Source organism: Oceanobacillus indicireducens (assembly GCF_014647195.1).
Taxonomy (GTDB): Bacteria; Bacillota; Bacilli; order Bacillales; family Amphibacillaceae; genus Oceanobacillus; species Oceanobacillus indicireducens.
In genome coordinates this window covers 34565-61496 of record NZ_BMOS01000005.1, presented here as the reverse complement: position 1 = coordinate 61496, position 26932 = coordinate 34565, and the positions used below count along the sequence as shown (strand labels likewise).

At 41.6% G+C, this 26932-nt stretch carries 25 protein-coding genes; 6 read left to right on the top strand and 19 right to left on the bottom strand.

Features of this window, described 5'->3' with window-relative positions; translation table 11 throughout:
- Positions 1-16: 16 nt before the first annotated feature.
- The 7 genes from srtB to ku form a co-directional block, all read right to left on the bottom strand.
- Complete coding sequence (gene srtB / locus IEX94_RS04830) at positions 17-808, bottom strand: class B sortase (RefSeq protein ID WP_188856261.1); 792 nt, start codon at positions 806-808, stop codon at positions 17-19.
- Positions 809-831: 23 nt separating this feature from the next.
- The gene (locus IEX94_RS04825) at positions 832-1602 is read right to left on the bottom strand and encodes an ABC transporter ATP-binding protein (protein WP_188856260.1); all 771 of its coding nucleotides are present in this window, start codon (positions 1600-1602) and stop codon (positions 832-834) included.
- On the bottom strand, positions 1592-2575 hold the full coding sequence (locus IEX94_RS04820; RefSeq protein WP_188856259.1) for a FecCD family ABC transporter permease: 984 nt from the start codon (positions 2573-2575) through the stop codon (positions 1592-1594). Before IEX94_RS04820 ends, IEX94_RS04825 begins: the two co-directional genes overlap by 11 nt.
- 23 nt (positions 2576-2598) lie before the next feature.
- The gene (isdE, locus tag IEX94_RS04815; RefSeq protein ID WP_268239577.1) at positions 2599-3552 is read right to left on the bottom strand and encodes a heme ABC transporter substrate-binding protein IsdE; all 954 of its coding nucleotides are present in this window, start codon (positions 3550-3552) and stop codon (positions 2599-2601) included.
- A gap of 291 nt (positions 3553-3843) precedes the next feature.
- Positions 3844-5673: an NEAT domain-containing protein gene (locus tag IEX94_RS04810; protein ID WP_188856258.1), complete on the bottom strand. Its 1830-nt coding sequence runs from the start codon at positions 5671-5673 to the stop codon at positions 3844-3846.
- Positions 5674-5698: 25 nt separating this feature from the next.
- The gene (locus tag IEX94_RS04805) at positions 5699-6340 is read right to left on the bottom strand and encodes an NEAT domain-containing protein (protein ID WP_188856335.1); all 642 of its coding nucleotides are present in this window, start codon (positions 6338-6340) and stop codon (positions 5699-5701) included.
- Between the two features lie 263 nt (positions 6341-6603).
- On the bottom strand, positions 6604-7434 hold the full coding sequence (gene ku, locus IEX94_RS04800) for a non-homologous end joining protein Ku (protein WP_188856257.1): 831 nt from the start codon (positions 7432-7434) through the stop codon (positions 6604-6606).
- 99 nt (positions 7435-7533) lie between these two features.
- On the opposite strand from ku, the gene IEX94_RS04795 reads away from it, so the two are divergent.
- Entirely contained in the window at positions 7534-9348 is a 1815-nt protein-coding gene (locus IEX94_RS04795) for a DNA ligase D (protein WP_229782568.1), read from the top strand.
- Here the strand turns inward: IEX94_RS04795 and IEX94_RS04790 are convergent.
- From IEX94_RS04790 to acs, 8 genes are all read right to left on the bottom strand, one after another.
- On the bottom strand, positions 9334-9759 hold the full coding sequence (locus IEX94_RS04790; RefSeq protein WP_229782580.1) for a DUF3021 domain-containing protein: 426 nt from the start codon (positions 9757-9759) through the stop codon (positions 9334-9336). The two genes, IEX94_RS04795 and IEX94_RS04790, sit on opposite strands and share 15 nt — an antisense overlap.
- Positions 9746-10216 (bottom strand): LytTR family DNA-binding domain-containing protein, encoded by a 471-nt coding sequence (locus tag IEX94_RS04785; RefSeq protein ID WP_188856255.1) that lies wholly within the window; start codon positions 10214-10216, stop codon positions 9746-9748. The genes IEX94_RS04790 and IEX94_RS04785 overlap by 14 nt, the downstream gene beginning before the upstream one ends.
- Before the next feature lie 17 nt (positions 10217-10233).
- Positions 10234-10980, bottom strand: coding sequence for an ABC transporter permease (locus tag IEX94_RS04780; protein WP_188856254.1), 747 nt, complete (start codon positions 10978-10980; stop codon positions 10234-10236).
- 15 nt (positions 10981-10995) lie between these two features.
- Entirely contained in the window at positions 10996-11877 is an 882-nt protein-coding gene (locus tag IEX94_RS04775; RefSeq protein ID WP_188856253.1) for an ABC transporter ATP-binding protein, read from the bottom strand.
- Between the two features lie 174 nt (positions 11878-12051).
- Positions 12052-12774: an amino acid ABC transporter ATP-binding protein gene (locus IEX94_RS04770; RefSeq protein ID WP_188856252.1), complete on the bottom strand. Its 723-nt coding sequence runs from the start codon at positions 12772-12774 to the stop codon at positions 12052-12054.
- The gene (locus IEX94_RS04765; RefSeq protein WP_188856251.1) at positions 12771-13442 is read right to left on the bottom strand and encodes an amino acid ABC transporter permease; all 672 of its coding nucleotides are present in this window, start codon (positions 13440-13442) and stop codon (positions 12771-12773) included. Before IEX94_RS04765 ends, IEX94_RS04770 begins: the two co-directional genes overlap by 4 nt.
- Positions 13443-13514: 72 nt before the next feature.
- The gene (locus IEX94_RS04760; protein ID WP_188856250.1) at positions 13515-14357 is read right to left on the bottom strand and encodes a transporter substrate-binding domain-containing protein; all 843 of its coding nucleotides are present in this window, start codon (positions 14355-14357) and stop codon (positions 13515-13517) included.
- 378 nt (positions 14358-14735) lie between these two features.
- Complete coding sequence (gene acs, locus IEX94_RS04755) at positions 14736-16703, bottom strand: acetate--CoA ligase (RefSeq protein WP_188856249.1); 1968 nt, start codon at positions 16701-16703, stop codon at positions 14736-14738.
- A gap of 249 nt (positions 16704-16952) precedes the next feature.
- Here acs and IEX94_RS04750 point away from each other — a divergent pair, with 249 nt between their 5' ends.
- The 3 genes from IEX94_RS04750 (at position 16953) to IEX94_RS04740 (ending at position 20641) form a co-directional block, all read left to right on the top strand.
- Positions 16953-18686, top strand: a complete 1734-nt coding sequence (locus tag IEX94_RS04750) for a carbon starvation CstA family protein (protein WP_188856248.1) — start codon at positions 16953-16955, stop codon at positions 18684-18686.
- A 728-nt stretch (positions 18687-19414) separates the two neighbouring features.
- Entirely contained in the window at positions 19415-19693 is a 279-nt protein-coding gene (locus IEX94_RS04745) for a cory-CC-star protein (protein ID WP_373290797.1), read from the top strand.
- A gap of 24 nt (positions 19694-19717) precedes the next feature.
- On the top strand, positions 19718-20641 hold the full coding sequence (locus IEX94_RS04740) for an ArsA family ATPase (RefSeq protein ID WP_188856247.1): 924 nt from the start codon (positions 19718-19720) through the stop codon (positions 20639-20641).
- Between the two features lie 237 nt (positions 20642-20878).
- Here the strand turns inward: IEX94_RS04740 and IEX94_RS04735 are convergent, their stop codons facing one another.
- Positions 20879-21751, bottom strand: coding sequence for an SDR family oxidoreductase (locus IEX94_RS04735; protein ID WP_188856246.1), 873 nt, complete (start codon positions 21749-21751; stop codon positions 20879-20881).
- 159 nt (positions 21752-21910) lie between these two features.
- Between IEX94_RS04735 and IEX94_RS04730 the strand changes: the two genes are divergently transcribed.
- Positions 21911-23206, top strand: a complete 1296-nt coding sequence (locus tag IEX94_RS04730) for an NCS2 family permease (RefSeq protein ID WP_188856332.1) — start codon at positions 21911-21913, stop codon at positions 23204-23206.
- A gap of 71 nt (positions 23207-23277) precedes the next feature.
- Here the strand turns inward: IEX94_RS04730 and IEX94_RS04725 are convergent, their stop codons facing one another.
- Genes IEX94_RS04725 through IEX94_RS04715 form a run of 3 tightly spaced genes read right to left on the bottom strand, consistent with a single transcriptional unit; the run spans position 23278 to position 25132 of the window.
- Positions 23278-23967, bottom strand: a complete 690-nt coding sequence (locus IEX94_RS04725) for an ABC transporter ATP-binding protein (protein ID WP_188856245.1) — start codon at positions 23965-23967, stop codon at positions 23278-23280.
- 3 nt (positions 23968-23970) lie between these two features.
- Positions 23971-24342, bottom strand: coding sequence for a GntR family transcriptional regulator (locus IEX94_RS04720; RefSeq protein ID WP_188856244.1), 372 nt, complete (start codon positions 24340-24342; stop codon positions 23971-23973).
- 4 nt (positions 24343-24346) lie between these two features.
- The gene (locus IEX94_RS04715; protein ID WP_188856243.1) at positions 24347-25132 is read right to left on the bottom strand and encodes an ABC transporter permease; all 786 of its coding nucleotides are present in this window, start codon (positions 25130-25132) and stop codon (positions 24347-24349) included.
- Between the two features lie 363 nt (positions 25133-25495).
- Here IEX94_RS04715 and IEX94_RS04710 point away from each other — a divergent pair, with 363 nt between their 5' ends.
- On the top strand, positions 25496-26851 hold the full coding sequence (locus IEX94_RS04710) for an amino acid permease (protein WP_188856331.1): 1356 nt from the start codon (positions 25496-25498) through the stop codon (positions 26849-26851).
- Positions 26852-26932 lie beyond the last annotated feature (81 nt).

Here is a 26932-nt window from a genome sequence, read left to right as displayed (position 1 = left end):
GAGTTCCTGCTCGTTTTTATTGAACGGCATGCATGGAGCCACCGTCTTTTTTCGTTAATTTAGCTTGCACGACAAATCTTCCTTTAAATTCGTCCAGCTCATAATCACATGTCGATAAGGTAAGGATATGATCATCTGCATTGACGTCCACATCCGTTTCATATAAAGAATGGGAAAGACTCTCCTTTAACAATGCGTTAAAATCTTCATCATCGGCAAATTCAGTTTGAATATAATTGAAATCGGTCGTCGTATTATAGACAGCGAAAACTTCTGCCACGTAGCTTTCATATAACGTATCAAAGGTGAATGTTTTATGTTCTTCGTAAAATGCTTTGTCCGCGTATTTCGTTAAGCCTTCAAACATCGATTGGTCCTTTGTGCGATGGCCATAAACGATTGTATTCTTGCCAAGGGATGTAACATCGTTCCGGTAATCCATAAAAATGCTGCCGAGAATATTATAATTTTTATAAAAATCCTTGCGTAAATAATCATTGTTATTATCCGCTTGAAGGATAGGATAATCAATTTGCGTCCCGTCTACTGTAATCCATCCAACCAGCTCTTCATTTTCACCTAGCAAAATATCGAAACCCGAACGGACTTTCAGCTCATCGCCATCATTATCTGCCCACTCTGTAAAACCTCCACCTTCATAAAAGGTTTGCTGAAGATCATCCATTGTTTTACTGTTTTTGTGATAATCAAGATACGTACTGATTAACCCATGGGCCGCATAGACGAAAACGCCTGCACATACGAGTGTTACTCCAATTGACAGTATCCGTTTCATTTTATTATTCATAACCTCCACCTCACCTAAGTCGGTTAAATTCCAATTGGCACGATATACATGCCAAGCGCTGGATCATCTTTGACAACGACATTTACACCATACACTTCCTGCATCAATTGCCTGGTAACAATATCCCGCGGATTACCATGGGAAATGATCCGACCGTTTTTCATCGCAATGATTTCATGACTGTATTGGATTGCCTGATTGATGTCATGGAGGACCATCACAATCGTAAGACCTTCCTCTTTACATAGCTCTTTTACCAATTCTAGTATCTCGTATTGGTAAAAGATATCCAAGTTGGCAGTCGGTTCATCCAAGAATAAATACGGTGTATCCTGAGCAAGCGCCATCGCAATCCACGCCCGTTGTTGCTGACCGCCGGATAGATTGTCTAACGGGGCATGGCGCTTTTCGATTAGTCCGGTACGTTCCAGCGCCCAGGTCACCTTCTTTTCATCCTTGTCTCCGTGCTGCGTGAAGGCTGCTTTATGGGGAAGTCTTCCGTAATAAACTAGCTTTTCGACCGTCATTCCAGACGGAGCGTTATTTTGCTGATGTACAACCCCAAGCTTTTTCGCAAGTTCTTTCGGTTTATATTGTTTAATTGCTTTTCCATCTAAGATGACGCTGCCTTTTTGTGGTGCGAGATTATTCGTAAGGACGCCAAGAAGTGTTGACTTCCCCGAACCATTCGGACCAAGTATCGTCGTAATTTTCCCTGGAGTAATACTAGTTTCAATCCCATGCAGTCTTACTACTTTATCCTGATAAGAAAAGGTTATATCTTTAATTTCCATAAATCCGATCACTCTTTCTAAGTAGGAATATCAGGAATGGTCCACCAATTACGGCCATAATGATCGATGCCGGTATCTCAATTGGTGCCATGATTGTCCGCCCCAAAGTATCCGCTGTTACAATAAGCAGGGCTCCCGCAAGCGCTGAAAATGGGATCAATACTTTATGGTCATTCCCAACGAGTACTCGTCCGATATGCGGAACAAGCAGGCCGACAAAGGTGAACATCCCGGCAATCGCTGTTGCAATCGATGCAAGCAGAACAGCTACAACAGAGATGATGAATCGCGCTCGGTTCACCTGGAAACCGAGATTACGCAACGTTTTATCCTTTAAACCTAAATGGTTACACCATGCATAAAGCAGCAGGCTAAGCAGAAGACCAATCGTCCCGTACAGTGTGATAATCCCCACATCATCCCAGGTCTTCATGGTGAGTGTCGATGCATCAACGGAAATACCTGACATGAGACTGCTTGCATTTTGCGCGGATAACAATTGACTAAGCCCCGTGAACAATGCATTAATCGCAACCCCGATCAAAATCATCCGCAGCGGATCAAGCCCTGACTTCCATGCAAATAGATAAACGAGCAAGAATGCTGCCGCCCCACCGATGAAGGAGAATAATGGTGTATAGAAATAAAGTGTCGGGAAAAAGGTGATCATCAAAATTGAAACGAATCCAGCACCTGAAGATACCCCGATTATACCTGGTTCAGCGAGCGGGTTCCGTAAAACTGCTTGTAAAAGCACACCGGAAACCGAGAGGCAAGCACCTGCAAATAAAGCGATAATGATTCGCGGCAGGCGCAAATCTTTTATAATTTCCACATTTTCATTTGTACCTGTAAATAATCCAGTAATAAGATCTCCAAGTCCGACTTCAATACTGCCCGTGATCATGGAATAAAGACTTACAAAAAGAAGCAAGCCAATCACGGCAATAAAACTGATTAACTTTTTGTACATCTAAAAAACCTCTTTCGTAAGCCCTACTCTACTAATTCCGGGTAAAGAAATCCGACTAACTCCTCCAGTGCCTCTGCAGCTGCCAAGTTAGCTGTTGTACCAAAACGGGTCTCTTCTAAATCATAGACTCTGTCATTCTGAACTGCTTTAAAATGATTCCAAATATCATTTTCCTGGAATTCCTTATTGAACATTTCCACTACCTCATCTGGCATACCGTGGGCCATTCGTAAAATAATATCGGCATCAGTCTGCTGTAAAACTTCCGTATTTGCTGATACGTACTCTAGATCGGTATCGGCAATTGCGTTCGTTCCACCAGCGCGGCGGACTAAGTCACCGACATAGGAATTTTCCGTTGCGACAAGATAACTGCCCGGGACACCTAGAAGAATAAGTACTTTTGGTGATTCCAATCCTTCAATTTTCGCTTCTATTTCCGTTAATTTCCCTTCGAATTCAGCTACTAGTTCAGCAGCATGATCTTCACGATTATATTTTTCACCAAGTGCTTCAATTTCTTCATACATATTTTCCACACTGTCTAAATTCATATATGTAGCTGGTACATCTGCTTGGGCAAAGGAATCTTGCACATAATCGGCCAATGTCGTTACGGTAAGCACATCTGTTGGTTTTAAGGAAAGGATGACTTCCATATCCGGCTCCATCGCCATACCGATTTCTGTAACGCCTTCATAACGGGCTGGGAGATCTTTATAAGATGTTGGAACCCCTACAAGATCTAATTCCAGTTCGTCCATCATTTCTACGATTGCCACGGTTGTTGCAATGATGTCACCATCTGTTTCCAGGGCCGGTTCAGCTTCTTCCTCTGTTCCTGTTTCCTCTGTTGTTTCAGCAGCTTCTTCTGAGTCTGCACTTTCGTCCGGGTTCGCTGCTGATTCATCAGATCCGCAGGCAGCTAGTACAATCATAAATAAAAGCATTAAAAATACATATAATTTATTTTTCACTGTTTACACCTCTTTTAAAAAATTGCGCATCATTATGTATAAAGGATAGAAGGAGAAATAATCTGAGGCGCTAGAAAGTTGGGGAGTTAAAATACAAGTCGGGACAATTCAGATCCTGGTGTTCGTCAGGTTCTGCATGTCCCGTCTTGCGTAGATTAACAGCCAGTAACGGCTCGATTGGTTCAACTAACATTTAGTGGGGAAAAGAACGCTCGACTTAAGCACGGGCAGCTGTCTTTACGACGGCCCGGCAAATCTTTTGCGTCTCCCCCTTCTAAATGAAGTTTCACTCTACGCAAAGCGTTTTTTCAGTTGCACAGCTAACGGAATTGCTGATGCAATCAATAATAGCAAGTACAACATAATGTTTGTTTCTTCGCCTGTTTTTGGGTTAGGCCCGCTTGAGTTGGTGTTCGTATCAACAGACTTATTTCCCGTGATATTATTGGAATCACCTAGTAGCGGTTTTTCCGGTGTGTTTGGATCTAATTTTTTATTACCAGATTTGGTATCATTATTATTTCCTGGATTGTTATTTCCTGGAGTTATACCAGCATTTTCTTCCGGATCTTGCGCATTTTCAGCATCAGGTCCGTTTGCATTTGTTGATGCAACTAACAGATAATTGCTTACATCAATAGCTTTCATACTGCCCGGATCAAGTATGAGCCTTGCAGTGTGCTCCTGGTTTTCATAAACTCCTGGAACGGTAAGTACCATATCAAGAATAATTTCGTCCGTTAATTTACCGCCAATCTTTAGCTGATAAACAACAGAACCATCCACATTTTCTCGAACGAAAACGAACTCGCCAAACTCATTTTTGATGGAGTTGATAAACTCGCTTCCTTTAACAGTGACTTGCAAGTAGTAGACACCATCTTTTTCTAAAAGAATAGCTGGTTTAACAAAGAAACTGTCTGCAGCAGATGGGCGATCCTCTGTTTCATGTTTGATTACATAATTAATCTCATATGCTTTATCTGGGACTAATCCATCATCTTTTTTCGGTGCTTTAGTTTTAGGTGTTTTTTTGTTGTCTTTATCTTTACCTGCAGGTTTTTCAGGTTTTGTTGGTGTTACTTTATTCTTATCTTTGTCTTCTTTTGGTGCTTTTTCTTTGTCTTTATCTTCTTTTGGATCTTTTCCTGGCTTCTTACCTTGCTCTGGTGCTAACAAAGAGTAGTTATTCACGTCAACTTCCTGTTTCGTTTTTTCTACAAACGAAATCTCTGCAGTATGTTCCATAGGGCCTATCGGAGTGTCTATGTACATACCAAGTTCATATGTTGCATCCAGTGAAGCAACTTCGAACTGGGCAATATAATTATCATTAGTATCTACATCACTTAATGTAATTTTCTCACCATTGATCGTCAGATAATCAACGTATTGCCCCATATTACCAACAATTTGGATGTATGCTTTTCCATCTTTATATAATAACGCAGCTGGATTATGGAAATAACGTTCTAAAGGAATATCTGATTTATACGTAATCGTGTATGCTTCATCTGGAGCAAACTCTGAATCAACGTTTTCTTTTTCTTGATCCGCTTCGTTGTCATCTTCTGGTTCTGTTGGTTGTTCAGGTTTAGTAGGCTCTGGATTTTCCGGTTTGGCAGGCTCTTCTGGTTGTTCAGGAGCTGGATCTTCTTCCGGTTCTTCTGGTTCCTCTTCAACAACTGGTATTTCCTGCAAACCCTCTAAAATAAATCGGAATGGTTCGTCACCTTTCATATCAATTGCCGGAACCTCATATTGCACTTGGGCATTGAGTTCTGCTTTAATAGTTTCTAGCGGAAATGCCATATACTTTGCAGCAGCATCCTCGGTTACAGTAGCTTTAGTCCCTTCAATTTGAATACCTGTAACTTCAGCCATTTCATTATGTGGCACTGTAATAACCAAGATAGCTTTTCCATCCACTATCTTTAATACAGCTTTTTCATTAATGAACCCAGCTGCACCAGATGGATCATCTGAATCTTTTTTAAGGGAAATTGCTTTTATTGCATGATCCCCATCTTCATAAACAACTTCCTCTTCCGCAAACACCGATGTGCCGAAAAGCGGCAGAGCCAGTACTGCGGCAATTAAAACAAGAAACCATTTTCTCATTTTATACTCTCCCTTGTGTGTTCAATTAGTTACGTGCAGGTCGGAATTTCCAAATTGTAATCAATGCGACTCCGGATACGAGTAGAAGGACTGCGTACAATCCGATCGGTGTATTCTCTCCAGTTTTTGGATTCTCGACTGCTTCGCCCCCGTCAGTTGCTGGAGCCTCATCTGTTGCACTACTTGTGTCACCAGGTGTGGCCGTTTCGCCCGCATCTGTACTAGCTGCAGCACCAGCTTGTGGTAATCCGCTGACATTGAAAACTGCACGAGCCGTATGTACTGTATCGTATAAATCTGGAACAACGATATGCATGTCCATGTTCAGGGGTGCGGTTAGATCTCCATCTACTCGGAAACTCACCGTTCTCGTTTCATTAGCTGTGTCTTCATTTACTACAGAGACTGCTCCAGCAGGTGTAGATAGAGATTTGATGTAATTACTGCCCGTTACCGTTAACGTAATAGTCTGTACACCATTTTCCACCGTTAAGGTAGCGGGGCTGACAAAGTATCCATCGGCAATGGACGTATTGTCACTGCTTTTTTCCTTCATTTCATAAGGCACTTGATATGTACCATCTGCAATTTGTGCAGACACTGGTGTTGCAACTAAAATGAAAATGATTGCAGCTAACAACATACCAAGTGGAAATCTAAACTTCATTGCTTTTCCTCCTTAATATTTACGATAAACAGTAGATTAGTAGATTTTGGTAATAGGAAAGCGCATTCACATATCTATCCTATATTTTCCTCATATCCCTGTTTATAACGTTTTATTTGCCACATATCCTAATCTACCATAAGGGAGAGCTTATATACAGGAGTATTATGAACGAACGATGAACAATTGATGAATTTTTGTTAACAAAGTGTTAAATCTTCGGAACAGGGACATGGGGTCAGAGCATTTGTCCCTGTTCCGATTTAGGTTGCAACTTTTTTCTTCGGTATGGTTTTCCGTTTCGTTTGTTTTGGTTTATCTTTTTTAGCCCGATCTAGCGATGCTTGGAGTGCATCCATCAAATTCGTTACATTATCCGGTGACGGCTTTTCTTTTGCAGTTGTTGTTTCAGCATTATTTTTTCTCTCTTCAATTAACTCAAGTAAAGCTGTGCGATAATCATCCTGATATTTCTCCGGATCAAAGCTCGTTGTCAACTGTTCAATCAGCATTTTTGCGACATCCAATTCTTTCTTCACAATCTTCACTTCTTCCGGTACATTCGGTACATCTGCCACATTCCGCACTTCATCCGGATAATGAATCGTTTCCACTACGATTGTATTTTTATATACTCGAATAACAGCTAGTTGTTCCTTCTGGCGGATAATTATTTTCGCGATGCCGATTTTACCTGTATCTTCTAACGCACTTCGCAGTAATCCGTAAGCTTTACCTCCCCCTTCATTCGGGGATAGATAATAACTTTTCTCAAAATAAATCGGATCAATATCCTCGAGACTCACAAAATCGATAATTTCAACCGCTTTATCTTCCTGCTCTTTTCGCAAATTTTCCAAGTCCTCATCATCGAGGACAACAAATTTATTTTTCGTATATTCATAAGCCTTTACGATATCCTCATTCTTCAACTCAACATCGCAAACCGGGCAAACTTTCTCATACTTGATCGGTGATTGACATTCTTTATGCAATTGTCGGAGCTTCACATCTTTATTTTCTGTTGCTGCATGCATCTTCACAGGGATACTGACTAACCCGAAGCTGATTGTTCCTTTCCACATCGTATGCACTGACAATCCCTCCTTTACAGCTAGTTTGTATAGTCGAAAATTATTTATGCAGTTTATTATGACGCAAATTACATAATTTAAGGAAAGGAGGTGCCAAAGATGATTATGAAACCTATCTACATAAAGGATGTACCTACAGGGGATGAATGGTTATATGAAATTAAATATGATGGTTTCCGCGCTATTCTTTCGATAACGACGGATGAACAGATTCAATTACAGAGTAAAAATAATCATAACCTCACCGAAAAGTTTCCGGAAATTACCGCAAGCCTTGAGGATATGCTGCCATCTTTGAAAAAGTTTCTGCCACTCACCTTAGATGGGGAGCTTGTTGTGTTAAACAACCGCTATCAGGCTAATTTTGCCGAAATTCAAATCCGCGGCAGAATGAGGAACGATGTAAAAATCAAACAAGCAGCAGCCTCACGCCCGGCAAACTTTATTGTGTTCGATGTCCTCCAAGCAAATGGAAAGAACTATACCGAAGAAAAACTTAGCTTCCGAAAAGCTATTTTGGAAGAAATATTAACAACATATACCGCGCGGGTCTTTCCGGTAAGGATTTATTACAGTAAAGAAGAAATTATAAAAACAATGCTCGACTCGAAGGCGGAAGGTATCGTCGCCAAACGGCTAACTAGCAAATATAAAAACGGGAAAAACCATCAGGATTGGAAAAAAGTAAAAAATTGGCGACAGATTTTCACATTCTTAACGGCTTTCGACACGGAAAACGGCTATTTCAATGTCGGCGTTTTTCATAACGGAAACGTAATAGGTATTGGAAAATGCAAGCATGGATTAGATCCAGAAACTTACACAACGGTAAAACAATTTTTTATTGAAAATGGAAAAAAGGCTGGGAATCGTTACACCGTTCCCCCAGCGATTTGCACGGCGGTCCACACACTCGATTTATATGACAATGAATTACGGGAACCTGAATTTGTTCAACTTATACCAGAGATGATACCGGAAGCCTGTACACTTCAGAAAATGCGGCTTGATTTAGCCATGCTTCCTAAAGAAATTACCCTTACCAATACAGACAAACTGCTCTGGAAAGAACCCAAGCTTACGAAAGGAGACCTTCTCACCTACATGAGGGAAGTCTCCCCTTATATCCTTCCATTTTTAAATAGTCGCTTGCTCACGATTATCCGGGCACCTGATGGGGTTGATAAAGAAAGTTTTTTCCAAAGACACCTGCCAAGCTATGCTCCGGAATTTGTAACTGCGATACGACAACAGGAAGAAACTTTCTTTAGTTGTGACAACTTGGAAACACTGAGCTGGTTCGCTAATCACGGGGCAATCGAATACCATATTCCTTTTGAGAGAAGCAGCAGCACAGTTCCGTGTGAGATTGTCTTTGACCTTGATCCACCAGACAGGGAACACCTTCATCTGGCGGTTCAAGCGGCACAATTAATTAAGATTCTTCTTGATGAACTGAAGCTTCATTCGTTTATTAAAACATCGGGAAATAAAGGACTCCAGATTCATATTCCAATCCGTGAAGGCAGTATGACATATGAGGAAACAGCAATTTTTACAGAGGCGATTGCAAAAACATTGGCAACAAACTATCCAGATGATTTCACAACAGAGCGGATGAAAAAGAAAAGAGCCGGGAGATTATATATTGATTATGTACAGCATGGAGAAGGGAAAACGATTATCGCTCCTTATTCCCCAAGACTAACAAAAGAAGGTACCGTTGCCACTCCTTTATTTTGGGATGAAGTCGATACAGATTTAAATCCGTCCGAGTTTACAATCGAAACAGTAGCCCGGCGCGTGCAGGATATCGGGTGTCCATTTCAAGCATATCTTCCCTTGCAACAGAATCAACAGATGAAGCATGTGCTAAGGTTCGTGCGGGGAGAAACAGGGTCACGTCTCATCTGAACCTGACCCCCTGCCTCGCTGTAAACTCTTATTTAAATTCTCTTCTACCTTTTTAAAATAGAGGTAATAAGCTGTCCAGTATATCGAATATACTCCAGTAAACACGAGTGTTGTCACAAGTATGGGTACAAATTTGAACGGTACCCAACCACCGAACAATGCGATGATGAAATAAACGACAACGGACATACAGTAGTGGATTATCGTTTGCTTAAGCATACTTAAGCCATTTTCTGTAAAGATGAAAGAAGATAAGCCGAAATAAATACCGAGTACGTATGATAGAAGCATAGCCAGCCAGATTTCAGAAATTGTCGTTTCCGTCTCGGTGAATTTCAGAATCGTTATCACAATTAATGAAATGATACCTGCAAACGCTATTCCCATCATACTTCTTTTAATTGCTTCCATTACCACCGTTATCGCCTCCCATCTCTAACTTGTTCTTCACTGCCGTCACATATTTTCGTGTAATATATTCTTTATTTCCCGACTGGAAAAACACACATAGATTCCCGTTAAAAGCTAATTCAAACCGTTCAATTCTATTTAAATTTCCGATGACCGATTTGGAAAAGCGCATGAACTGATGCGGAGCTAGCAACTCCTCGACTTCGTACAGTTTCATGCGAATTTCCACTTGGCGCTTTCCCATACAAGCAAACACTTTCCGTCTTTCCGCATAAACGAAATCAATCTTTTTCGGGTCAAGGAGGATCGTCTGCTCATCCTCTATCCCGAATATTCGCTTTCTATTTTTCCGCCTTAAGATCTTTACAATCTCTTCCAATTCTTCTGTCCATTCATTTGTCTGAATCGTGATGGAAGTTTCATCATATTGATCATCAATTTCGATATTGATCTTCACGAAGCTCCCCCTTTTCCCTATCCCGTTGTTCGTTTAAGAAAGTTCGGATAACCGATGAGCGCTAGTATAAATCCCAAGATACCGAAACCTAGCAGCACACTTGAGATTTTAAAGAAATCTCCCATCGCGAGCGTCCCGGTCATCGCCTCGCGAAAACCTTGGTGTCCCCAATATTGCGGTGTGAACCTGCTGATTGTCTGCAATAGTTCAGGCATCATTTCAAGCGGCATCCACAATCCCCCAATTAAGGCGCCACCTAATGCAAGCACCTGAGTAAGTGCGATCCCCATATTTGTCGTTTTTACAAGAATGGCGAGCGCGAGACCTAGCCCAGTCACCATAAATGTCAAAATGAACGCAAGAACAATGATATAAAACAACTGTTCAATTGGAACGTTATAAACAACTTTACCAAACAATAACAATATAACAATCTGTATAAAAACAATATACATGTAGGGAACCCATTTGCCTAGTAAATATAAATAACTTGATAGTGGGGTGCTTGCAATCCGAGCAACAAGACCATTGTTTTGGTCCTTTATCATCGATTCTGTCATCGTTATCATAATAAAGAAGACGAACATTACGGTATAGCCAGGAACAATGGATAGTATCACAGGCTGGCTCTCTGCTTCATTAAGTCCTGAGGTGAATACCGAGATAAATAATACGGTAAACAAAATCGGTAAAACAAGCGTCCAAAAAATCATTCCCCGGTCTTGAATGTTCTTTTTTAATTCTAACTTGATGATTGCGTTCATGGTGTGCCCCTCCCTTTATTCTCTTAATTGACTTCCTGTTAAAGAAAAGAAAATATCTTCCAGACGTGGTTTCGCAAGCTCCAGTCGTTCCGGATGACTGCCGCTCCGCTTACAATATTCCACGATATATTCCATTGCCTGAAGCGGATCACGCGTAATAAGCAAATAACTTTCTGCTTTTTCTTGAAGCATTCCGAAGCTTTCTAGTCCGGACGGCATGCAGTCATTTCCACTTACGAAAATTGAAGGTTTACCATGTTTTTCTAAAATCATTGAAATCCTGCCATTTTCCACAACTTTACCGTGATCGAGAAATGCAGCTTCATCACAAATTCGTTCAATCTCTTCCATATAATGACTCGCATAAATAATCGTTGCGCCCTTCTGTTTCAACCGCTCAATCATCTGAAAAATATACCGCCGAGACTGCGGGTCAATTCCGACCGTCGGCTCATCCATAATGATGAGATCAGGTTGATGCAAGAGGGCGCAGCCGATATTTAACCTGCGCTTCATCCCACCGGAAAAGGTCGTCACTTTATCTTTCGCGCGTTCCGTAAGACCGATTTCTTCCAAGACTTCCTCTATCCTTAACGTCAATGCCTTCCCGGAAAGTCCATAAAGCTTACCGAAAAAAACAAGATTATCCTGTGCGGTGACTGTTTCTTCAAGAGCTATTTCCTGGGGAACATAACCAATCTTCATCCGTGGATTCGTCAGCCGAATCTTCCCTTGAAAATTGCGAATGACGCTGGCAATGATTTTCAACAAAGTAGATTTACCAGCCCCGTTCGGACCGACCAATCCAAAACATACACCTGCCGGAATTTCCAATGAGATATTTGCCAAAGCAGTCTTCTTTTCATACTTCTTTGTTATCTGATCCACCTTCAGCACTTCCATCACCTTCCTTTTCTTATCGATTTCATTATGACAAAAATTCTTATAAAAAAAACGAGAAGGTGTATAACATGCATGAAGTTCTACATGAGATGATTAAAAAATGGGACAATCGGGGTCAGAGTGTTTGTCCCAGTGGGACAAATGCTCTGACCCCGATGTCCCGATTCTTTAAAGGATCTTGTTCAGGAATGCTTGGGTTCGTTTGTTTTGCGGATCGGTGAAGATTTGATTAGGGTTTCCTTCCTCCATAATGACCCCTTCATCCATAAAGAAGACCCGATCGCACACTTCACGGGCAAAACCCATCTCATGGGTAACAACTACCATCGTCATCCCGTCCATGGCGAGGCGTTTCATTACTTCAAGCACTTCCCCAACAAGCTCTGGGTCGAGGGCTGATGTCGGTTCATCAAATAACATCAGTTTCGGTTCCATTGCAAGGGACCGGGCGATAGCTACCCGTTGCTGCTGACCGCCTGAAAGTTGGGAGGGATATTGTTCCGCTTTCTCCGCAAGTCCCACCTTTTCAAGCAAATCCATACCCCGTTTCCTCGCCTCCGCTTTAGATATTTTTCTAACTTTCATTGGTGCAAGCATTAAATTTTCAATAACCGATTTATGGGGGAATAGATTAAAATGCTGAAACACCATCCCAACTTCTGTCCGGATCTTATTAATATTTATTTTCGGATCACCTAGGTTATCTCCATCTATAATTACTTCCCCATCCGTAATAGCTTCAAGTAAGTTCAAGCAACGTAAAAATGTACTCTTACCAGACCCACTCGGTCCAATCACACAAACTACTTCTTCCTCGGCAATCTCACAATTAATTCCCTTTAAAACTTCATTGTTTCCAAACGATTTATGCAAATTCTTCACCGTAATCATTGGATATCCAACCTTCTTTCAACGTAACGTAATATATAAGAAAGGGACAATGTAATCACCAAGTAAAATACCGCTACTGTCGTATATATCTCCACGGCATTAAAATGGTTTGAAGCTATTAATCTACCCTGGAACATCAACTCCGGAACTAGAATAACAGATAATAGCGACGTGTCTTTAATACTAATGATAAACTGGTTACCTAAGGGAGGAATCATCCGTTTAAATGCTTGCGGCCAAATGATATATTGCATCGTCTGTGACTGATTGAGCCCTAAGGAACGTCCTGCTTCATGCTGACCTTTATCGATCGATTGAACGGCCCCACGGACAATTTCCGCAATATAAGCACCAGAGTTAATCGAAATAACGACTATCCCAGCTGCTACGGAAGCCATATTGTACCCGGTAATAAGCGGTAAGGCATAAAAGACCCAAATCGCTTGCACAAGCACTGGAGTACCGCGCACCACTTCTATATAAACGGAAGACACTACATAGAAAAATTTATTCTTAGAAATCCGTCCGAGGCCGAAAATCCCGCCTAAAATAAAACCGATTAACAGTCCAACTACTGAGATTAATAGAGTATAATAAAGCCCCGTCCCTAAGTTTGGTAAGAAATCAATCACACTTGCCCAATTAAAACGCTCCAATCGCTCCAGCATCTTTTCACCTCTCCAATTAAAATAAGGCTTATCTTATCAGAATGGATAAGCCTTATTATTTACATGTTTTGTCTAGTCTTCTTCCGCCTCTTCTCCGTTGTCACCTTCTGCATCACCGAACCATTTATTATAAATCTCATCATATGTTCCGTTTTCTTTTAATGTAGCTAATGCATCGTTAATCGCGGCAACTAAATCTTCATTCCCCGCAGTGATGCCAATCCCGTAGTCTTCTGCCTGATAAAGATCACCAACGACCTTCAATCTGCCATTTCCTTCTGTTGCAATATAATATTCAATATTCGGTAGATCATACATAACTGCATCGGCGCTCCCATTTTCCACTGCAAGATAAACTTGATCCATTTGCTCATATTCATTGATTTCCGCGCCCGGAACATGCTCTCTTAAATAGTTCCCAGAAGTAGTTCCGAGGCGAGTTGCTACCGTTTTCCCATCCAAATCTTCCAGCCCGTTAATATCATCCCGATCAGATAACACACCAATAGCAATCCCAGATTCATAGTATGGATCGGAGAAATCAATCACTTCTGCGCGTTCTTCCGTAATACTCATCCCTGCAATTGCAATTTCAAATTGACCGGTCTGTAGTCCCGGGATAATTCCATCAAAGTTCGTCGTCTCAATTTCATCATTTTCAATTGCAAAGCCTGCTTCTTCCGCAATCGCTTTAATTAATTCAATATCAAAACCAACAAGTTCCCCGTCTTCCACGAATTCAAAGGGCACGAAGGAATTATCACTAACAACCGTATAAGCTTCTTCCAAGTCATAATCCCCATCTTCCGTAGCGGAGTCTGAATCTCCATCATCGGACGTTCCACATGCCGCAAGCAGTGCTACTAGCCCGAACAAAAATGCTAAGACCCCAAGCTTTCTTAACCCTTTTTCCATCTAAAATCCTCTCCCCTTATGTTTTTTGTAGCCACAATGGCAATCCGTTCACCCACCGCCAACTATGTAATGCTACATTTTATCTATAACCTACTTTCTGATAATTGAAACCTTTCGAAGGCGTAAGCGCCCGTTTAGCAACGTACAAACTGGAGCACTCCGGAATGAGATAAAGGAAACACAGCGAACGATAGTGAGTTGATGTTGACTTATCGATTGGAGGAGTGTGAAGTTTGATAGTTGCTGGGCGCTGGAGCCGGACGTGGCTAGCCCTGGGTATCTAATTGTTTTATCTATAACTCACCTTCTGATAATTGAAACATGGGGTCAGAGCGTTTGTCCCAGTGGGACAAATGCTCTGACCCCAATGTCCCGCGTTCAGTTTTTCTTTGCAGTGACTATTTTCTTGATCTGCTGGATTGCTGTCGGGTCCTCTAGACCGGTTAAGTCCCCAGCGACATCCCCCTTTACTTGCAGTTCTTTTAATAGTCGGCGCATAATTTTACCACTGACTGTTTTCGGCATCGCCTCGACAAAGAAAACATCACGTGGTCTTGCTATTTGCCCAATCCCCTTAACAATACTCGCTTCAATATTTTCCCTTAATTCTTCATTGCCAACATAACCGTCTGCAACCGTCACAAAAACAACCGGTACTTCCCCTTTAATTTTATCCGGCGCACCAATTACTGCAGCTTCCGACACGCCTGGAACTTCAAGTACAGCACTTTCAATTTCCATTGTACTCAAGCGGTGGCCGGATACATTAAAGGCATCATCGGAACGACCGACAACCCAGAAATAACCATCCTCATCCACTAGAGCAATATCACTCGCATAATAACTCCCTTTTACTTGGCTAAAATAAGTCGCATGATAACGCTCCGGTTCTTTCCATAACGTCCGGCAGAGCATCGGGAATGGCTTACGGATGACAAGGTTTCCGAGTGTACCTGCTGGAACCGGTTCACCTGCAGCATCGACAACGGCCGCGTCAATTCCAAGAAAGCCAACTCCGGCAGAACCAGGTTTCATCGGTGTCAACCAAGCTGCTCCTGCAAGAGGAGTCCCCGCCGTTTCTGTTTGCCCCCACGTATTATTCACACATATTTTGCCAGCGCCAAAAACATCCCTTGTCCAGTGCCACGTATCTGGATCAAATGGCTCCCCGACGAGCGATACAACATCCAGGCAAGATAAATCATACGCTTCAAGCGTCTTCTCCCCAAGACTCCGCAGCATCCTTAGCGCTGTAGGAGCTGTAAAAAGCTTATTGACACGGTACTTTTCAATAATTTGATAGATTCGGTCCTGATTTGGATAGTTTGGTGCCCCGTCATAAACAACCGTCGTTACCCCATTAGCCAAGGAACCTGCGACACCCCAGATATGCATCGTCAGCCAGCCAACATCCGCCGTACACCAAAACACATCATCAGGACGATGGTTCATATGATATTTTGCATAAATATAATTCTGAATGACAAAAGCCATTCCCGAGTGTACTACCCCTTTAGGCTTCCCAGTTGTACCACTCGTATAAAACACGATTCCAGGCTCATTCGCCTCAATTGGCGTCGGTTCACAATGGAGCGATACTTTTTTACGTTCCTCATGCCACCATACATCTCGCCCTTTTTTCATTGCAATTTCGGTTCCTAACCGGTCGACAACAATCACACCAGCAACACTTGTAATATCCCGAACAACCTGGTCCACTTTACGCTTAAGCGGAATTGTTTGCCCGCGCCGGACAGCTGCATCGGCAGTTACAACTACTTTTGGCTCAAAGGCTTGTAGACGGTCACGTAAAGATTGTTCAGAAAAACCGGAAAAAATTGTGCTATATACTGCTCCAAGCCGGAAACATGCTAGAATCGCAATAAAGGATTCCGCAAGATTCGGCAAATAAATCGCAACCGGGTCACCTTTTTTAATTCCAAAAGACTTTAGGACATTGGCAAAACGACTTACTTCAGCTAAAAGCATCTGATACGTATAAAAGTTAGTCTTCCCGTCTTCCCCTTCCCAGATAAGAGCGGTCCTATTAGCGGCGCCATTTTCAACATGACGGTCTAGCAGGTTATAACACGGGTTACTGATTCCGCCCTTAAAGAATTCAAAGTCCGGCAATTCACCCGTCATCGTTTCTTCCCAGGGTTTAAACCAGTGCAACTCTCGCGCAACTTCCGCCCAAAACGCTTCCGGCTCTTCTTGTGAACGTTTCAAAAATGCAGTAAAAGCTTCACTGTTGCCAAGCTCCGTTTTCCGCTGTTCCTCCTCTGTCGGCTGGACCAACTGGCTCTCCCTTACGATTTCTTGAATTCCCCCAACATCCGTATGCATGTATGTAGCCTCCCTTTGGATAATTTTCCTGGAAACAAAACAACTCAATCTGCAAACGCTTCCAAGTAGATGTATCTTCTTTATTCACTTGTTCTAATAATATATCTATTCAGAAAGAAAAGTCAACAAAGTTGAGTAGATTTTCTATATATTCTCCAAATTATTTATGATTAAAATTATTATCTCGCATGTTTTATAGCCAATAAAATATATATAGTAGTAGCTTATGATAAAGGAGGAAGACATGCTGTGAATGCAATTTTAGTAGCCATAATTGGAATGCTTATTTTGGCACTCGGTTATCGCTATTACTCCAGATTTGTGGCGGAAAGAATTTTCAAACTTGACCCGAACTATGTCACACCTGCCCACAGGTACAATGACGGGGTCGATTATGTTCCGACAAATAAAATTATTCTATGGGGACATCATTTCACCTCGGTAGCGGGGGCTGCCCCGATTTTAGGTCCAGCAATAGCATTATATTGGGGCTGGCTTCCGGCATTTTTATGGGTTATCCTTGGTACGGTTTTCGCAGCAGGGGTCCATGATTTCGGAACACTGGCAATTTCAGTGCGAAATAAAGGACAATCCATCGGGACCATTGCGGAAAAATTAATCGGTAGACGAGGGAAAATCCTGTTTTTATTTATCATTCTTACGCTCGTTCTAATGGTTAATGCTGTCTTTGCTTGGGTGATTGCTAATCTATTTATTTCCTATCCAGCAAGTGTATTCCCTGTATTCATTCAAATTCCTTTAGCCATCTGGATTGGTTTTGCGGTGTACAAGCGGAAAGCGAAAATGCTCGTTCCCTCGTTAATTGCCCTTGCTGTAATGTATTTAGCTGCAATTCTTGCTGCTGAATACCAATTTTTGCAAATCGATCTTGTCCAATACATGGGCGGTGAAAATGGAGCCGGTCTCTTCGGTTTAGGTGCAGTTGGAACAGCGTTTATGATCTGGATCGTCATATTAATGATTTATGTCTACTTTGCTTCAACTTTGCCGGTTTGGATGCTCCTTCAGCCAAGGGACTTTATTAATTCTCATCAACTTGTTGTTGGCCTAGGTATTCTTTACCTCGGTCTCTTATTTACAAATCCTACGATTACGGCACCAGCAACAAATGCAAATCCGGATACTCCGTGGCTGCCATTACTCTTCATCACGATCGCTTGTGGTGCCATTTCCGGTTTCCACGGTCTTGTTTCATCAGGAACATCGGCGAAGCAATTGAATAAAGAAACGGATGCTCGGTTTGTTGGCTATTTAGGAGCAGTTGGAGAAGGTATATTAGCTCTTATCTCCATCCTTGCAGTCGCAACATTATTTAACAATACAGCTGCTTTTAAAGAAGCATATTCCAGTTTCAGTGCTGCAAATGCTGGTGGGCTTGGGAATTTCGTCGAAGGTGCATCCGTACTTGCAGGCGGACTCGGAATACCCGCTCACATTTCAGTAACGATCGTTTCGATCATTGTTGTAAGTTTCGCGGCGACGACGTTAGACACAGCAGTGCGACTGATGCGGTATATTATTGCGGAGATTGGTGCGGAATATAACGTACAACCACTTACGAGGAAACATGTTGCAACATCTGTTGCCGTTCTATCTAGTGCTGCCTTAGCAATCCTTCCTCAAGGCCCGAGCGGATTTGGTTCTGGTGGATATTTGATCTGGCCACTCTTTGGAACATCAAATCAATTACTTGCGGGGATCAGTTTACTACTCATCTCCATTTGGTTGAAGCGTAGAGGCATAAACTATGCTGTTACACTCATCCCGATGATTTTCGTCATGTTCATGACCTTGTACGCCATGTTCCAACAAGTGTTCTTTGAATGGATTTGGTTCGGAAATAAAGCGGATAATTTACTCTTTGTCCTTGGAGCAATTATCTTCGTCTTTGCCGTATGGATAACACTAACAGCGATACAGGTATTTAGAGGGAAATTTGAGCAAGAGAACACGGACGATTAAGCGATGGATAAGTAATTGTAAAGGGATCATTCATTTGGTCCCTTTTCCTATATACTCAACATTCGCAGTCTGAAACAGTTATGTATTCCTTGGCTATCTGGAGGTCCGCAGTCCCGACACCTTTCGCACCTGCTGAGCGGCTGGTGAGCCTCGCCTCCTCTGGCAACTGTCAGTTTTATTTTCCCATTAGCGTTTCATCTGGCTTTATGGGAAAACAACCGGGGGTTATTCTCCCGTTAGCATGTTCATCTTACTTTAATGGGAAAACAACGAGGGTTTATTTTCCCATTAGCATGTTCATCTTACTTTAACGGGAAAACAACTGGGGGTTATTCTCCCTTTAGCATGTTCATCTTACTTTAATAGGAAAACAACTAGGTTTTATTCTCCCGTTAGCATGTTCATATTACTTTAATGGGAAAACAATCAGTTTTATTCTCCCATTCGCATATTCATCTTACTTTAATGGGAAAACAACTTGGTTTCATTTTCCCATACGCATGATTATCTTACTTAATTGGGAAAGTATCCGTCCGCCGGGCAACTTAACGGTAATCAGGGCACCAAAATAATAGCCGAGCAAGATACTTACGTTGAATGAAAGCATTCATTCATTTTGAGAAGACTTTTTTAATTAATAACGGCTGGGTACAACATCGAAGGTTAGGAGCGCTTAATTAGGATGATTTTGCTTTAATATTTTCAGGGTGTGAAAGTTGAGTTAATTAATGAAAAAAGAAGGTGTTATCATGTTGGACCGTGTGAAACGGATTATTGAGATATACGAAGAAATCCTCCGTATGCCCCATCGTACCGAAATCGCTCGTGAATTACGGGAAGAGGATGATATATTTTTACTCTTACTATACTCAGAGATGATCGGAATTCCCAATCCCGTCTATTACTATACGTTGGAACTCTATCCTTACATGATTGAAAAGTTCCATGACTGGCATTTACGGATGGGCATGGAGAAGTCTCCCCTATCTGGTATTCGCTGCTGTTGAATTATTCTTGAAAGGTGGGTTTACATGCTAAACGATACGAAGAAGATTTTATTTATTGGCGGTAAGGGCGGTGTAGGGAAATCAACTTCAGCTTCAGCCATCGCCTGGAAACTTGCCGCAGCAGGGAAAAAAACCTTACTTATTTCCACTGATCCCGCTCATAATCTCGGTGATATTTTCTCCGTAAAGATTGGAGGAGAAGCTAGAAGAATCGTTTCGAACTTATATGCACTTGAAATTGATCCGGAGTATGAGACGACGAAATATATTAATTCAGTCAAAGCTAATATAAAAGGAGTCGTTCATTCCAGTATGGCTGACGAAGTATACCGCCAGCTGGACACAGCAAAAGCTTCACCCGGTGCAGATGAGGCAGCATTATTCGATAAGCTCATCTCCATTATTATTGAGGGAAGTGAAGATTATGATCATCTTGTATTCGATACTGCACCTACTGGACATACAATCAGGCTCTTAACCTTGCCGGAACTGATGGGGGTTTGGATAGAAGGAATGCTTAAGAAAAGAAAAAAAACAAATGAAAACTATGTACAGTTATTGAATGATGGGGAACCAATTGAAGATCCAATTTATGAAGTATTGTTGGAAAGAAAAAATCGTTTCGGTAAAGCGCGGGAAATTCTGTTGAATCAAAATAAGACAGGCTTTATCTTTGTACTCAATCCAGAAAGGCTGCCAATTTTAGAAACGAAAAAAGCAATTGATTTATTAGCTAAATATGACCTGCATGTCCGTACAGTCGTCGTGAATAAAATACTGCCAGAAGAAGCAGACGGTGCATTTCTCATAAAGAGAAAAGAATACGAAAAGCGGTACTTGAAACAAATTCAACATACATTCAAGCAGCAAAAACTCATCCACGTACCATTACTTTCCCAAGATATCACAAACCTAGAACAACTAAACACATTCAGTAACTATTATTAGAATCGGGACAAGGGGTCAGTGCAAATGTCCCAATTGGGACACTTGCACTGACCTAGGCCACCGAAAAACCATAATTCCAAATTATCAGACACCACTTAGATATCCAAAACTAAAGAATTTAGGTTGTTATTCCCCACTTTTATATCTAAAAACAGCTAAAAATTGGGAACTGATTTTTTTATTTTTCTTAAACGTCACTTTTTCAGTGGCCTAGCACTGACCCCCTGTCCCACTTTTTTATCCGTTTACGATGGTTCCTCCATTTACGTGGATTGTTTGCCCTGTAACATAGCTGGAGTCGTTACTTGCCAAATATACATAGGCAGGTGCTAACTCTTTCGGTTGCCCAGGTCGTTTCATTGGTGAATCGCCGCCAAACTTTCCGACTTTCTCTTTATCAAATGATGCCGGAATAAGTGGTGTCCAAATAGGTCCTGGCGCTACGGCATTCACGCGGATTCCCTTCTCCACAAGTGATTGGGATAGAGAACGTGTGAAGGAATTGATAGCACCTTTTGTTGCAGAATAATCTATTAAATCCACATTCCCTTGATACGCAGTGATAGAAGAAGTGTTAATGATGGTGCTGCCTTTTTTCAAATTAGGCAAGACGGCCTTCGTCATATAAAACATGCCGAACACATTTGTACGAAAGGTTTGCTCCAATTGTTCGCTTGTAATATTCATAAAATCCTTCTGTTGGTGCTGCTCTCCTGCGTTATTTACTAGAATATCAATTTTTTTATACTCTTTTAACACTTGTGTCACTGCTGATTCACAAAACGTCTGACTGCCAGTATCTCCACTAATAAGCAAGCAGTTCTGTCCCTCCTGCTCCACCAACCGCTTCGTATTCTCGGCATCCTCATGCTCATCCAAATAGATAATCGCAACATCTGCCCCTTCTTTAGCAAAATACACACTGACAGCTCGCTCGATTCCACTATCTCCCCCGGTAATGATTGCTACTTTTCCTTCCAACTTACCGCTTCCTTTATAATTCGGATCTGCATATTCCGGTTCCGGCTTCATTTCCGCTTCAATTCCCGGCTGCTTGTTCTGCACCTGAGCAGGCGGGGTTATCTTTCCATTCTTATTTTCCATTTCCATTGTTGAATTGCCTCCTTGAATGTAAGATTGCCAAGTACGTTCGCATGTACTTTCCCGGATTAGCGATGGATTAATCATAGATATTTTTTGTTGATTAATGGGGGAATAATATATATGATATGGAATGTTGATCAATAAACTGAAGAGAGAATGGTGTGTATGTTAGAGAGCTTCTTTAAACTGAGAGAAAATAATACTACGGTGCGGACGGAGTTCACCGCAGGGCTCACAACTTTCCTGACGATGGCTTATATTGTTGTGGTAAATCCGGCAATCCTTCATAGTGCGGGAGTACCTTTTGAACAAGTATTTATGGCAACGGTCATCACCGCCATCGTTGGCTCGTTAATGATGGGGTTGCTTGCGAATTATCCGATTGCCATTGCACCAGGCATGGGGTTGAACGCATATTTCGCCTCGGTTGTTGCCACACAAGGATTGTCCTATCAAACCGTGTTCGGAACTGTATTCATCGCCGGTATTTTATTTCTTCTCCTTAGCTTTACGACTTTACGGGAGACATTAATCAATAAAATTCCAGACAGCTTAAAATTTGGTATTACTGCAGGTATTGGGCTTTTCATTGCTTTCGTCGGCTTAAAAAATTCAGGACTTGTCGTTCCAAATGAAGCAAATATTATCGGGATGGGCGATTTGACCAATCCGATGGTGATGCTTACGATTGCAGGGCTATTCCTTACATTGGTGTTCTATGTGTTAAACATTCGAGGCGCTTTATTTCTCGGAATGGTTATTACTGGAATTCTTGCTTACTTCATGGGGCAAATCCAATTTGAAGGTGTCATATCGACGCCACCAACCCCTGTCTTTTTCGATTTAGACATAGCTGGCGTGTTCTCACACGGACTTTATACAATTATTATCGCATTTTTACTTGTAACATTATTTGATACAACCGGAACAATTATTGGGGTAGCTGAACAAGGCGGGTTCATGAAAAATGGTAAATTACCACGCTCGAAACAAGCATTACTGGCAGATGCAACAGCCACAACAGTAGGTTCTGTATTCGGGACGAGCCCGGCAACAGCTTATATTGAGTCAACTTCAGGAGTTGCGGCTGGTGGAAGAACAGGACTGACTAGCCTTTTCGTTTCCTTGCTGTTCGCAATATCAATATTCTTTACGCCGATTATTAGTGTGGTAGCTGGGGTTCCGGCAATTACATCACCAGTCTTGATAATCGTTGGTTCATTTATGATGCAAGGCTTGGCAAAAATTGACTGGAAATCATTTGATGAAGCATTTCCAACCTTTATCACAATGATTGCCATGCCATTTACATCAAGCATCGCAACTGGGATCGCCGTCGGTTTCATCACCTACCCACTCATGAAACTAGCAAGAGGAAAAGGCAAAGAAGTCCATTGGCTCATTTACCTATTCGCATTCCTATTCCTCCTGCAACTCATATTCTTTCCAATGAATGGATAAGTGGGACAGGGGGTCAGAGCAAGTGTCCCAGTAATTGGGACACTTGCTCTGACCCCCTTTGTCCCTCTCAATCATTCATAGATTTCTGTCATCCAGTCGACGATGCTTTGTTCGTTTTCTTTTCGGATATCGTCGACGTTATCGTGCGCGATAATGCTTCCATCTTTGATTGCTACAATTTCGTCCAAGATATTTTCCACTTCCATAACTTCATGCGTTGTAATTAAGATAAGCTGCTTCTCTAAATCGACAAAAGAAATAAGCCCTTTAACAATTGAATTTCGCACCATTGGATCAAGCCCAGAAAATGGTTCATCCATCAAAACGACTGGTGCATTCCGTCCCAAAGTGAGCACAATTTTCACCCGACCTCGATTCCCTTTTGATAAATGTTTCAACTTCTTCTCCGGGTCAAGCTTCATAAACTTCATAATTTCATACGCTTTCTCCATATCAAAATCCGCAAATTGACTTGCTTGAAATTCAATCGCATCCTTTACAGTAAAGAAACGGTAATATTCATCCAGCTCCGATAGATAGGAAACGGATGAAGCAATTTTCCGCGTAACTTTTTCACCGTTTACCGTAATTTCTCCGTTCGTCGGGTGATTCAATCCAGCAATCAGTTTCAATGTCGTCGATTTACCGCTCCCATTCTCCCCGACAAGACCAATTAATTTCCCTTTAGATAGTGTTAAATTCACTTGTTCCAATGCCGTTTTCGTCCCATATTTTTTCGTGACATCCGTTAGTTTAATCATCCCTTAGTCCTCCCTCTCTTTTAAAAAATCCGCCAGTCCCCGTTTGATTTCCTCTTTTGAATAGCCCATTTCATACATTTGTTGCGTGAAATTCTGCAAAATTTCAGCTTTCATTTCTTCCCGGATTGCAGCAAGCACCTCAGTATCCTCCGTAACGAAAGTTCCCTGTCCTCGTTTCGACCGAGCAATTTCCATCGATTCCAACTCCCTATATGTTCGTTGTACCGTGTTAGGGTTAACATTCACCTCAATCGCCATCTCACGAACAGACGGTAGCTTATCACCCGCATGTAATTCCCCTCGAATAATTTGCTTCTTGATCAATTCCGCGATCTGTTCATAAATCGGCTTTGAGGAATGGAATAAATCTGCCATTCCACTACACCTCAACTTTTCTGTCAATCATCCAACAAGCTGCGAAAAACATAATAATGGTAACAATAAGGTCTCTTATAAAATGTCCAATATAGAAAATGGAAGTTTCACTCAGCGTGTTCGCTTCGAAAGCATTATCCATATAACCAAACTCAAAGCCAACTAGAATATCGCCAACGTTAATTGGCCCCCACGTCGTAATCGTTTCAACAAATCCGATACTCAAGATCAGACTATAAATCCATCCGATGATAAGAAAAAGGATAAATGTCAATATGAAACTAAAAAAATCATTTATCCGCTGACTAAAGGTTAGAAATATCGACCAGAAGAAGACAAATGTGACCGCTAACCATATCGCCCCATTAAAGACAGTTATCGTTGACAGTCCCATAATGTTAAAGATTGTTTGCTCATTGAAAAAGTCAAAATGCTGATTGAAAAACATGGCAGCTACTGACAAGCTAACAATAAAGGTGATAGCCATAAACACGATCCCTGTGAACAATTTCGATAGGAGTAACTCAGCAATGGACATCGGTGTATGCAACCAGAGGTGTAATCTTTTTCTTTCAGAACTCAAGGTATAGTAAAGATAAAAAACTAGGAAAAGAACATGAAGGGCTATTACAATTGTAAAGGCCGTCATCATTATCGCCTCTTCATGATTAATTTGTTTCCCTAAAAAATACGCACCAACCATCATTCCAGCATATAAAATCAAAGCAGTAATAAAAACTGGAAAACCAAGCCTGAACTCCTTCTTCGTTAACGCCAACCAAGCACTCATTTTTTCATCCTCCCAAATGTTGTATTAGTGTACTACTTAAATAATACACTAGAACTAATCAAGTTGTCAATGGGACATTGGGGTCAGAGCATTTGTCCCGAATTCCGGTGGGACATGGGGTCAGAGCATTTGTCCCAAATTCCGATGGGACAATTGCTCTGACCCCACTTTTTTCAATTCATCTATAGCTTTTATCCTCGATTTTTTATATGATTATTTAAAGTACTTTAAACAACCCGCTTACTTGTAAGCGTTATCTTTTATTTAAAGAAGCAAGATTATAACTCTATTACAGTGGGAGGGGTTTTAGTGGGTAATCAACAAGGACAATTGAAATCAGATTTAAAAGTTAGACATATAAGCATGATTTCAATAGCAGGTGTTATCGGGGCAGGATTATTTATTGGTAGTGGTGCAGTCATTAATTCCTCAGGACCAGGCGCGCTTCTATCCTACGCCTTTGCCGGGCTGGTTGTCGTCCTCGTTATGAGAATGCTTGGCGAAATGGCAGCAGCTCGTCCAACAAGTGGATCATTTTCTACATATGCAAGTGAAGCAATTGGACCCTGGGCAGGATTTACGATTGGTTGGTTATACTGGTTTTTCTGGACGGTTGTAATTGCGATAGAAGCGATTGCTGGTGCAGCCATTATCCAGTACTGGATTCCAGATTTTCCACTCTGGTTAATGGCACTTATACTAACCGTTTCCCTTACTATGACGAATTTATTTTCCGTCAAATCCTTTGGTGAATTTGAATATTGGTTCTCCCTCATCAAGGTTGTTAGTATTGTTGCATTTCTAATATTAGGACTCTGCGTTATTTTCGGCTGGTACCCGGGGATCGCAGCACCTGGTACATCCAACCTATTCGGTAATGGCGGGTTCATGCCAACCGGTTTTAGTTCCGTCTTAATTGGAATAACCGTTGTAATCTTTTCATTTATGGGAACTGAAATTGTCGCCATTGCGGCAGGCGAATCGAAACACCCAGCAAAATCCGTTCGAATCGCAACGAATAGTGTCATTTGGAGAATACTTATCTTCTATATTGGTTCAATCGCAATCGTTGTAACACTTTTACCATGGAACTCAGCAAATATCTTAGTCAGCCCATTTGTTGCTGTGCTTGACTATGTCGGCATACCGGCCGCAGCTCAGATTATGAATTTCGTCGTACTAACGGCTGTCCTTTCATGTTTGAACTCAGCACTCTATGCCAATTCCCGGATGTTATTCGGAATGGCGCAGAAAGGTGAAGCACCGAAAGCTTTCCAGAAGTTGAGTAAAAAAGGTGTACCAGCTCGAGCTATTTTATTCAGTACGTCATTTGCTTATGTTGCTGTGATTTTCAGTTACATTTCACCAGATACACTGTTTCTCTTCCTCGTAAATTCGTCAGGAGCGGTTGCATTACTCGTTTATCTTGTAATTGCCTTCTCCCATTTACGAATGAGAAGAAAGCTAGAAGCGGAAGACCCGGGATCTCTGAAAATAAAAATGTGGTTATTCCCGTATTTAACCTACGCAACCATTCTATTTATTGTTGGAATTTACGGTGCGATGTTCTTTATTGAATCGTTAAGAATCCAAGCGATTCTTACTTCACTAGTAGCCGTATTTACTGTCGCCTCCTACTTTATGTTTGTTCGCAATAAAGGAGCTGTTAAAGATTTGCAGGAGAACTTAGCTCAAACATCTTCGGAAAATACGAGGTGATGAAAAAGGGGTCAGGCATCGGGACAGGGGGTCAGAGCATTTGTCCCAGAATTTTGGGACAAATGCTCTGACCCCCTGTCC